Below are 9,594 nucleotides of genomic sequence, written 5' to 3'. Positions count from 1 at the left end.
AAATCAGAGAAAGAGGAGAGAAATTCGAGCGAGCTGACTGTACTGGATTTGACATTACCACAAGACCTCTATTCCCTCTTCTCTCTGCGGTCTCTGCGCCCTCTGCGGTAAAAAAAAAGGCGTTGCTGATTCACTGTATGAATCAACTTTTCGCTTGATGTTACAAAGCTCACCATACTTGGCTTATAGCAATTGGGAAATCTTGAATTCATATTTGTATTCAGCAACGCCCAAAATATTAAGTGATAATTGACGGAGCAGCTGTGTTTTCCTGCATTTACCAGCCTTTTATTTTCGTATTTTATAGTTATTAAAAAAGAAGATTTGTTTAAAAATAAGTAGATGGGCATCAATAAACGCAAATTAATATTTTGCCTTGCTGGTGGGAGAAATGTTGAGTTTCACCCACCTACTTATATTTGCCTATTTGTCGTCGAAACTGGGAGAATTATCCGGTTGGTCTTCCGGGTATTCCACTGGTCGGTACTCCACGTAATCTGACGGCGGTGCTTCCACATCGCCGTTGCTGGGGCGAGACCTCGATGCTTCCGCAGGACGGGTTTTTTTGGTTCTCGGCGGTGTGTCGGAACTCGGGTTTTCCGAAGCGGGGGGGCGACGGTTGCGGCTGCGGGCCGGTCTTTCTTCGGGGTTGTCTGAAATGTCCCAGTTGTCAGATTCTCGGGTTGGTGGGGTTTCTGGACGGGAGGGACGCTTGCGCGATGGTCGATCGACCATCGAGTCTGGCCTGGATGTGTTAATGCTGGCGCTGCGACTCGAAGGACGGCGGCGCGGCTCGTCGTCGTAGGCTTCCCGCGAAGAACGGTAGTCTTGGCTGCCCCTAATCCGGGGACGCTGCGGGTAGTCTTCTTCTGGTTCTAGCCGATCGATATCGGTATCGTAGCCCTCGTAAGCGTAGGCGTTGCTGACCGGTCGTTCTTCATCTACGTATTGGGCGCGACTTTTGGCTTGGGCTGTGGTCGCTCCCCGCAGCTTAATGCTTTCGGCTGCAAAAAATATGGCCGAACCGGTCAGCAAGAACTGACCGAAGGCCAGAATTGGATCGAGCCGCCATCCTTGAAATAACAGAATACCGCCGCACAGCAGGCCGACTGCTGCAAAAAAAATATCGTGGTCTCGGGCTAGTTTGGGACGCCACGATCGCAGAAAGTACAGTCCTGCCCCTGCTACTGCTAGGATGATCCCTAGCAGGCTGCTCCAGTTCAATCCTAAATTGACCATTAGCCTATCTCCTATGTCTTTCCTATGTTAGCGAGCTAGATTTTAAATCTATCAATTAAGTCTGCGAACCCGACTTTACTTGCTCGGGCAGCGTCCGCCCAAGCTTTTTGCTTGGTTGGGGAACCGTATAATAATGAGTTTAACGGCAAAAAACCTCAGCGAAAGCAGTCAACCGAAGGTTTGACCTTCACAGTTGCTGAAAGCCGAGGTTTTTTCGATCGGGTAAATGTCCGGCGTGCAGTCCCAAATTGACTTTCACGCCGGACTTAGAAACCGCAGACTTTTTAGGTGCGCTTGATTTTGTCTTTTTGGCTGATGAAGATCAGGGCGATCGTTGCTGGAATCACTACTAACGCCACGCCCACCAGCAGGCTGTACAAAAAGTTCGCGAGTGAAGGAGTCATAGATTCAAGACCTTTGTTACAAGAGTTTGATTTTTATTAATTTTATCAGCACTCAGTTCTTACGGGGAAGTTCGGCCAAGGATGTTGCAATGGATGTAGGGATGTCGCGGATCTAGGGCGCGAGCCATATTTCCCCCCTCGAAAACTCGCACCCCAGCACCCCTCAAACCTCAGCAACCTCTCGCTCCGAAGGTATAAGGCCGGAAAAACTCTGCAGCTTTTGTTCGATCGCACCTGTGAAACGGTTAAAATTATGAAAAGCTGACTTAACAAAACTTAAAATTTCGAGATAAGACCCATGACTGGTATTACCGTTGCAAGTTGGATTCTGGGATCTGTCCTAGTGGTGATGACTTTACTATTTATTTTTCGCATCGTCCTGACTTGGTATCCCGAAGTAAATCTCAGCAAATTGCCGTTGAGCCTGATTGCTTGGCCGACGGAACCGTTTTTAGCCCTAACTAGAAAGATTGTACCGCCGATCGGCGGAGTGGACATTACGCCGATTATTTGGGTCGGCATCTGTAGCTTGCTCAGGGAAATGATTCTCGGCCAGCAAGGAATCCTGACGATGATGATGTAATAGTCCGTGGGCAGTAGTCCTTAGTCATTAGTCATTAGTCAGTAGTCATTAGTTAGTCGTCACTTGGTAGGGGCGGTGCCCCCGTGCCCGCCCTCTTAGTCGTCAGTAGTTAGTCGTCAGTCGTCCTTAGCAGTCGTCAGTCGTCCTTAGCAGGAGTCTTGACTACTGCCAGAAAGGAAATTTCGAGTTTTTAAGGAGATTCTTCACCAGATTGACGCGGGCCGCGCAGGCATTGCCCACCTTAATCCCACTAATGACTAATGACTAATGACTACTGACTAATGACTAAGGACTACTGACCATTTTGGTTCATGAACTGTTCAACAAAATTCGTATAAACTTCGCCGCTGAGAAATTCGGGGCTATCGAGGATTTTTTGGTGGAAGCTGAGGGTGGTAGGAACTCCGGTGATGGCGCATTCCCGCAGTGCCCGTTTCATCCTGCTGATGGCTGAAGGTCGATCGCGCCCCCATACAATTACTTTACCGATTAAAGAATCGTAGTAAGCAGGTATTTCGTAATCGGTGTAAACGTGAGAGTCCATCCGCACGCCGGGGCCGCCGGGAGGCAAATAACCGCTGATGATGCCGGGATGAGGCCGGAAATTGCGATCGGGATCTTCAGCATTGATCCGGCACTCGATCGCGTGGCCGCTGAGAATTACTTGATTTTGCTTGATTTGCAGTTTTTCACCTTGGGCGATGCGAATTTGTTCGGCAATCAAATCCAGGCCCGTAATCATCTCCGTGACAGGATGTTCCACTTGAATCCGGGTGTTCATTTCCATGAAATAGAACTTGCCCGATTTGTCAAGCAGAAATTCGACAGTACCCGCACCGGTGTAGTTGATAGCTTTTGCAGCAGCCACCGCCGCGTGACCCATTTGATCTCGGAGTTTCTGGCTGAGGGCGGGACTGGGCGCTTCTTCCAGCAGTTTTTGGTGCCGGCGCTGAATCGAACAATCTCTCTCACCGAGGTGGATGACATTACCGTAGTTATCCGCGAGAATTTGGATTTCGATATGTCGGGGCTTTTCGATGAATTTTTCTAAGTAAAGTCCCGGATTACCAAAAGCTGCATCGGCTTCACCTTGGGCTGCATGGAAAAGTTTGGGAAGTTCCGACGCTTCTCTGACTAGCCTCATACCCCGGCCTCCCCCGCCGGCGGTAGCTTTAATCATCACGGGATAGCCGATGTCGCGGGCTAATGACAATGCCTCGTGTTCGTCTGCCAGCAATCCGCCACTACCGGGAACAGTCGGAACTTTCACCCGCTGCATAGTTTCTTTCGCCGTGGATTTGTCGCCCATCGCCCGCATTGCTGCCGGGGACGGGCCGATGAAAGTAACTTGATGGTCAGCACAAATTTCGGCAAATCGGGCGTTTTCGGCGAGGAAGCCGTACCCCGGATGAATCGCTGCGGCGTTGCGCGTCAGGGCCGCCGAGATGATGTTAGGGATGTTTAAATAACTTTTACTGCTGGTGGGGGGGCCGATGCAAACGGCTTCGTCTGCTAACTGGACGTGCAGGGCGTGTTTATCTACGGTGGAGTGAACGGCGACCGTGGCAATCCCCATTTCCTCGCAGGTGCGAAGTATGCGGAGGGCTATTTCCCCCCGATTAGCGATTAAAATTTTTGAGAACCCCATCTTCGCTGCTTAATTCACTCAATATTCTGTACAATAATGCCTTTCGGTATGTTCTGGACAATGCTTTTGCAGAAATTGTTCATAAAAATTTATTTTACATTTTGCGCGTAGTGGTGCTATGATTCTAAATCGGCGGTGCAAAAGGGCAAGTCACAAGTTAAATGTCAGGAACCTCAACCTGTGAATCTTTAACTCGTAACGCAAAAAACCCTGAGATTGCCGGAAAGAGCGGATGTGGCGGAATTGGTATACGCGCACGCTTGAGGTGCGTGTGGCATTATGTCCTTGCGAGTTCGAGTCTCGCCATCCGCATTGAATGTAAAAAACAACTGTTGACAGTTTTTGGCTGTTGGCAGTTGTTTTGTATTGAGTGGTTTTTCTAGAAAGTCGATCGAGTACCGTAGGCGGCGGATTCATCAGATATCTTTAAGTGCGATCGAACTTCTGACAGATCCGCACCCTACAAAATACTCTTTAACTGTCGATCAACAATTGTGTGTAAATTAAAAACATAGATACTTATCGTTTGTCAATAGGTATAATGGGATTAGTTAGGTTCCGAATCCGAGAGTTTGCGGACGAAAAGGGATGGACGCTAAAGGATGTTGCCGATCGATCGGAGGTTCCGTACAGCACAGTCAGGCACTATGCTCGTTCGGAAGGACTCGCAACGGTTGATATCACATCAATTCAAAAGATAGCTCGCACCCTCGATGTTTTGATTGAGGAATTAATGGAAGTTGTCAAAGAATGAACCGATGAAATTATATTAGCAAACGGAAGTTAGATCGATGACATCCTACGCCTTAAACTTACCCGTTCAGTTACAGCAAGAAGCTGAAAAATTGGCAACACTCCAAGGCATTTCGTTCGATCAGTTTATCCTCTGGGCTGTAGCCGAAAAAGTCGCTACCCTCAACCAGCGGAATGACGATCCGGCTTTTCCTGAAATCACCTACGTGCGCGGCGCTAGCGGCGAACTCGTTCCGGTTTTGCGCGGCACTCGGTTGCGGGTGCAAACAGTAGTCATCGCAGCGCAGAAATGGGGTTTTTCTCCAAACCAAATTGCCACTGAGTATGACTTAAGTGAAGATCGAGTGAACGATGTTCTCGCTTTTTATGCGGCTCACCATCAAGAAATAGACGCATCTATTGCCGCTGAGCAAATTATCGAAGCTGCTAATGTCTAAACCGCTATTGCATCTGGATGCCGATACCTCTATTAAAGCTTTGCAAGCCGCCCTTTTATCTCGCAGTCACGATGTCACTCGGACACCGACTGAGTGGATGGCTTTAGATGCTAGCGATGAGGCTCAATTGTTAGAAGCAACAGCGCGAGGGTGGTGTATTTTTACGTTTAATATCCGGGATTTTCAGGTCTTAGCTCAGCGTTATCCCGAACATGGTGGCATCATTTTGGCTGCTCAAAACAGTTGGACATTATCTAGTCTAATTGCTTCGCTCGATCGCCTGCTTTCAGAAACACAAGCTCCTGACTGGAAAGGGCAAGTCCGCTGGCTGAATCAATGGCGAACCTAATTCTATCTTATCGAACTTCTGTATCTCTGGTCGATCGCACTTCTTCCGCTTCCTGCAAAATATGGTTAACTGGTGGACTTTGGGAATCGGTTAAATTTGCCTGCCCAGGTGAGGATTTACCGTTGAGAAGACGCTTAGTCCCAAACCAAGCCAACCATCCCAAACCTCCACCCAACAAAAGACTAACTGCAATCAACATAATGGAGGGATGGGGAGGTAGGAAAGGATGTTGGGGAGAGGGGAAATCCCAAGGTTCTTTGATCGAGTCGTAGCTGCTGGCTAAGATTCCGGCGACACCAACTCCTACACCGATGCCGGTACCGACTGCTTGAATCGTATTTTGTAAATTGCGATCGCCTTCTGCTTGTTCAATCTCTACCCGCCCTCGGATAGCATCTAAGGCTTTTTCTAGTAAATCCGATCCCTTTGCAAAATAGTCCAAATCTGCTTGAATTTGCTCTTCAAAAATATGAGCATTTTCGTCTGAGAAATTCTCCAAAAAGCTTAAATCTTCTTGTGGGTATTTTTTTTGTAACAGCTTGATCTCTCTTTTATAATTTTGAAGATTTATTTTAAGGGGGAGGCGGTAATTATCCAAGTCTCTGATTAACTCAACGTAACTAAAATTAAGGCTAGGAATGCGCTTAAGTGCCTTTTTCAATTCTTCTAAATTACTCGAATCTAAGGTTTTATCGTCTGGCAAACTTTCAACAATAGCTATTTCTGCTTTTATTTCTTTAGAGTTATGGGAGAGGACTTGATAGACAGATCGACTTAATTTATATGCCTGGATAATTTTATGACGATAGCAAAATATATCAACTAAATTAGGATATTCTTCTTGTAATTTTGTGTCGGTTTCAGGAGTGAGGAATATCCAAACTAAAACGTGACAATAATTTTCTAACCCATCGGGAATACCATACTCAAAAATGGGACTACCAAATAATTCACCCGATTGGTAAAATGGAGGAATGTCTAAGTTGTCAGAAATAAAAGCTCGCAAGCATTTATCCGCCAAAGATTTCAGCTTTTTTTGATCTTCTCTTGAGTTCCAAAATTGCCAAGTTTTCTCTGGACTGTACCAAAGAGTTAACAATAAAGTTTGACCTAGAGAAGCGTTAACTTGGCTTGGCATCCAGCAGTCGCTAGGATGCAACCGTTTAAAAAAGTCGATATCTACGTCAGCAGTTTTAATTCCCTGTTCGTTTTTTTCGGGACGGCGGACATTCAATGCTAAGGCAAATGTGTCGTGAATTCGGACAGGATAAGCAATGCCGGTGATGGGGGAATCTGACCATTTTTCAAAGAAAATGGAGGCATCGTCTTCGGTTTGTTGAGTCCAAAGTTCAACTCGATATCCTGGTTTGTCTTGGATATCAATTGTTTGATTAATCCCGAATTCTTTTAAGATATTTTCGCCTTTCTCAAATAGTTCTTTGAGATTATCTTTTTGCTGTTCAGATTGTTTTCGCAACTGATATGCAAACAAATGAACATTCGGCGCATAGATTTTGGGAGGAGACATAAAAGTTATTTCCCGTTTTCGATCTCTTTGAGTTTTTGTTTCACTGCTTCGCGTAATTCTTGAAAGACGTTAGCAACTCCTGTTTTGGGTTGTGGAGCTTTAACTTTGGTAATTTCTCTGGTATTTTCTTCAAACTCCCTAAGCCGATCTGTGATATCTTCGTGGTTGCATAACCATTCATTTAGAGTTTCCTCTGTATTTTGCGAAGGTTCGCTGCTGACGGATTCTAAGGCTCGATCCAATTTCCTTAAAATGTCTATTTCAATGGATTGGCTTTTCACAAAATTTGGGAAAGCTAATAAGAGAGAATCTGTAGTCATGATTTTTAGTTTCCTATAGCGCAAAATGCAGCCCAGTAAAACTGGCTTTTAAATATTTTTTTGTCAGACCTGTATTTTTTAAGCAAATCCTCGATATCTTGGGTTGATTTTGAATCTAATTTTAATTCGCCGAGCCATTCTAGTAATTTAGATTTGGTAACATCCCGCAGCCAAAGTTGGGCAGTATTGAGGGCTACTGCCATATCGGCACTTTCCAGATTTTCATAGAATTTAATCATCAAAAACGCCGTCGCTAAGTCATTGACTGACCACAAACTAGAGAGAACCCCCTGACTACCAGCATACAAAAAGCCTGTAGCCAAGCCAATACAGTCATCACTCTGCTTGGTTGTGTCTGTCAACCCCGTTTCGCAAGCGGAGAGGGTGACGAGGCGACATTTAGGTAAGTTTAGTGTAGCAAAGATGTCTTGCAGAGTTAGGCATTTGGCGGGGTTGGCTTGTCCCCCGGAACGCAATCGGAGGGATTTTTGCCCGGTGGGGGTGGGTGAGTCTGTTGATTCCATCGCTCCTGCTAGGATTAGGGATGAAATTAGCGGTGTCTGGAAATCAAAGGAACCGTGACAGGAGAAGTGGACGTAGTGCGCTTGGGCGAGGGTTTCCAGGTTGTCGATGAGGGCGGTTTTGGTGGCTTGTTGTTTGATTAAAATGTCGGCGGGTGTAAAGGCCTGTTTGATGACTTCTACTTCTATATCAGTGTAGGCAAGGTCTTCGGTAGGGTTTTGGATGGCGAAAAGGGTGCGGGTATCGGCGGGTGGGCGTTGTCGCTGTTGTACCCGTTGCAGCAGTTGACAACTGGGGGCGTATCGCACGCCTTTTTTGAAGCAATCTAGCAGACAAGGGTTGGCGGGGGGTTGGAGATGCGAAGTTTCAGGGTTAAACCGCTTCCAGGTTTCATGGCTAACTGATAAGGCATGAAGGGGAAATAGATGCAAATAGCGATGGGGAACTAAAATCAGGGAGTCACACTTGGCTAGGGCGGGATGATTGAGAATTTCATCGAGGCGCAATATCTGGGAAAGACTATTCAGCGACTCGGAAAGATTTTTTCGCCAGGTTTTGGTGTTGTTAAATAAGGCTTCGAGATACTGCTGATTCCACGCTTCTAGCTTGTCTAATTCGGCTTTGTCAAACTGCACAACTTCCAAACTTGACTGGGTGACGATGAAAAGTTGGAAACTGTCAGTGCCAATATACCACTCTAAAATAGCGGTGTGGGAGTCAATCAAATCGCGGATTTCGGCAACGGTAATAGGTTTGACTTCTTGAGTGAGGGTGAAGTCGGGATCTAGTTGCTGACACTGGGCGAAAACTTCATCGAGTTGGCGCTGATATTCTTGCAGGAGTTGGCGCTGTTGGGCGATATAATCGCGGGTGTAGCTGGATGTTTCGCTGCTACGAAATCCCTGGAAACTGTCGCGATTAAATGTGCTGTTGTTGTCTGCTTGGGCTAGTAATTGCCGTATTGATGAGGTGGTGCTTCTTAGCCTGCGTAAGTCCTGTTTGAGTTGATCGTTATCGCATTTGGGTTCTAGTTCGGAATTTGCTAGTAGTTCGACTAAGTTGCGGGATTTGCTGCGTTCGACGGTTTCGAGGGCTTTTTCAATTTGTCCGTCATTGATGCAGGCTTGCACCATTTTGATATAGACATCTATCGCGTTTAATTGGATTTCTTGACGGGCTGCTTCGTTGGTTGCCCATTCCCGACTTTGTTCGACTGCTTGTATTGCTTTTTCATAACCTTGTATGGCTACTGTCCAGTTTTCAGTAATAAAAGCAGTGTCACCTAACAAAAGACCCGATCCAAAACATTCTACTGGTAACAATGCAGGAATGAAAATTTCCAGAGACAATTGCCAACATTCAGTAGCCGATTTAATTTCACCCTTTTCTTTGTAAATGAGTCCTAAAATACGTTGAGTAAATGCCCATTCATAAGGATTTTTTTCACGGATGTGAACTTGTAAAGCCTCTTGGCTATGAGTGAGTGCTAGTTCTAAGTAATCTAGTCTTTCACCCTTACTTATAAAGAGATAAGTGGCTGCTAGGTTATGTTGGCTCTTTGCCCAATCTAGGGGAAACTCTTCACGGGTAAAAACTTGTAAGGCAGATTGACAATATTTAATTGCTATTTCCCCATTATACGCATTATTTTCTGATATTTTTAGGGAGATATCTACTAAGTTATTTTGAATCATTGCCCATTGTCGGGGAAATGCCTCACGGCTATAAACTTCTAAGGCATCTTGATAATTGGCAAGCACCAACTCTTGATTATATGCTTTTTTCCCTCTAATTCTTTTAGCGTAAGCCAT

General features: G+C 45.8%; 10 protein-coding genes and 1 tRNA gene. 5 read left to right on the top strand and 6 right to left on the bottom strand.

Translation table 11 applies throughout. The features are described 5' to 3' along the window. Nucleotides 1-423 precede the first annotated feature (423 nt). Nucleotides 424-1,239, bottom strand: a complete 816-nt coding sequence (locus WBA89_RS28880; RefSeq protein WP_424411054.1) for a Ycf66 family protein — start codon at nt 1,237-1,239, stop codon at nt 424-426. Between the two features lie 284 nt (nt 1,240-1,523). Next, nucleotides 1,524-1,643: a photosystem II reaction center X protein gene (gene psbX / locus WBA89_RS28875; protein ID WP_193975715.1), complete on the bottom strand. Its 120-nt coding sequence runs from the start codon at nt 1,641-1,643 to the stop codon at nt 1,524-1,526. Nucleotides 1,644-1,941: 298 nt separating this feature from the next. Between psbX and WBA89_RS28870 the strand changes: the two genes are divergently transcribed. Then, a complete protein-coding gene (locus WBA89_RS28870) occupies nt 1,942-2,226 on the top strand; it encodes a YggT family protein (protein WP_424411053.1) in 285 nt (94 codons plus the stop codon). A gap of 292 nt (nt 2,227-2,518) precedes the next feature. Here the strand turns inward: WBA89_RS28870 and accC are convergent, their stop codons facing one another. Beyond that, complete coding sequence (accC, locus tag WBA89_RS28865; RefSeq protein ID WP_194060267.1) at nt 2,519-3,874, bottom strand: acetyl-CoA carboxylase biotin carboxylase subunit; 1,356 nt, start codon at nt 3,872-3,874, stop codon at nt 2,519-2,521. A gap of 228 nt (nt 3,875-4,102) precedes the next feature. On the opposite strand from accC, the gene WBA89_RS28860 reads away from it, so the two are divergent. The 4 genes from WBA89_RS28860 to WBA89_RS28845 all read left to right on the top strand — a co-directional run bounded on the left by WBA89_RS28860 (nt 4,103) and on the right by WBA89_RS28845 (nt 5,413). Further along, nucleotides 4,103-4,186: transfer RNA gene (locus WBA89_RS28860), tRNA-Leu, on the top strand. 229 nt (nt 4,187-4,415) lie between these two features. Further along, nucleotides 4,416-4,628 (top strand): helix-turn-helix domain-containing protein, encoded by a 213-nt coding sequence (locus WBA89_RS28855; RefSeq protein ID WP_293348538.1) that lies wholly within the window; start codon nt 4,416-4,418, stop codon nt 4,626-4,628. A gap of 37 nt (nt 4,629-4,665) precedes the next feature. Further along, entirely contained in the window at nt 4,666-5,064 is a 399-nt protein-coding gene (locus tag WBA89_RS28850; RefSeq protein WP_333240257.1) for a DUF433 domain-containing protein, read from the top strand. After that, nucleotides 5,057-5,413, top strand: a complete 357-nt coding sequence (locus tag WBA89_RS28845) for a DUF5615 family PIN-like protein (protein ID WP_424411052.1) — start codon at nt 5,057-5,059, stop codon at nt 5,411-5,413. Before WBA89_RS28850 ends, WBA89_RS28845 begins: the two co-directional genes overlap by 8 nt. A gap of 7 nt (nt 5,414-5,420) precedes the next feature. Here the strand turns inward: WBA89_RS28845 and WBA89_RS28840 are convergent, their stop codons facing one another. The 3 genes from WBA89_RS28840 to WBA89_RS28830 all read right to left on the bottom strand — a co-directional run. After that, the gene (locus WBA89_RS28840) at nt 5,421-6,941 is read right to left on the bottom strand and encodes a hypothetical protein (protein ID WP_424411051.1); all 1,521 of its coding nucleotides are present in this window, start codon (nt 6,939-6,941) and stop codon (nt 5,421-5,423) included. Between the two features lie 5 nt (nt 6,942-6,946). Further along, nucleotides 6,947-7,261: a hypothetical protein gene (locus WBA89_RS28835; protein ID WP_424411050.1), complete on the bottom strand. Its 315-nt coding sequence runs from the start codon at nt 7,259-7,261 to the stop codon at nt 6,947-6,949. A 5-nt stretch (nt 7,262-7,266) separates the two neighbouring features. Then, nucleotides 7,267-9,594, bottom strand: a 2,328-nt coding sequence (locus WBA89_RS28830) for a CHAT domain-containing protein (RefSeq protein ID WP_424411049.1), incomplete at its 5' end; no start/stop codon positions are given.

It is taken from the genome of Microcoleus sp. (assembly GCF_049646505.1).
Taxonomy (GTDB): domain Bacteria; phylum Cyanobacteriota; class Cyanobacteriia; order Cyanobacteriales; family Microcoleaceae; genus Microcoleus.
This window is presented reverse-complemented; position numbering and strand designations above follow the sequence as displayed.

Bases quoted from the DNA above. Each gene is read 5' to 3' on its own strand.
- accC (WP_194060267.1), bottom strand. From the start codon at position 3,874: ATGGGGTTCTCAAAAATTTTAATCGCTAATCGGGGGGAAATAGCCCTC.
- WBA89_RS28850 (WP_333240257.1), top strand. From the start codon at position 4,666: ATGACATCCTACGCCTTAAACTTACCCGTTCAGTTACAGCAAGAAGCT.
- WBA89_RS28855 (WP_293348538.1), top strand. From the start codon at position 4,416: ATGGGATTAGTTAGGTTCCGAATCCGAGAGTTTGCGGACGAAAAGGGA.
- WBA89_RS28880 (WP_424411054.1), bottom strand. From the start codon at position 1,239: ATGGTCAATTTAGGATTGAACTGGAGCAGCCTGCTAGGGATCATCCTA.
- WBA89_RS28835 (WP_424411050.1), bottom strand. From the start codon at position 7,261: ATGACTACAGATTCTCTCTTATTAGCTTTCCCAAATTTTGTGAAAAGC.
- WBA89_RS28840 (WP_424411051.1), bottom strand. From the start codon at position 6,941: ATGTCTCCTCCCAAAATCTATGCGCCGAATGTTCATTTGTTTGCATAT.
- WBA89_RS28870 (WP_424411053.1), top strand. From the start codon at position 1,942: ATGACTGGTATTACCGTTGCAAGTTGGATTCTGGGATCTGTCCTAGTG.
- WBA89_RS28845 (WP_424411052.1), top strand. From the start codon at position 5,057: ATGTCTAAACCGCTATTGCATCTGGATGCCGATACCTCTATTAAAGCT.
- psbX (WP_193975715.1), bottom strand. From the start codon at position 1,643: ATGACTCCTTCACTCGCGAACTTTTTGTACAGCCTGCTGGTGGGCGTG.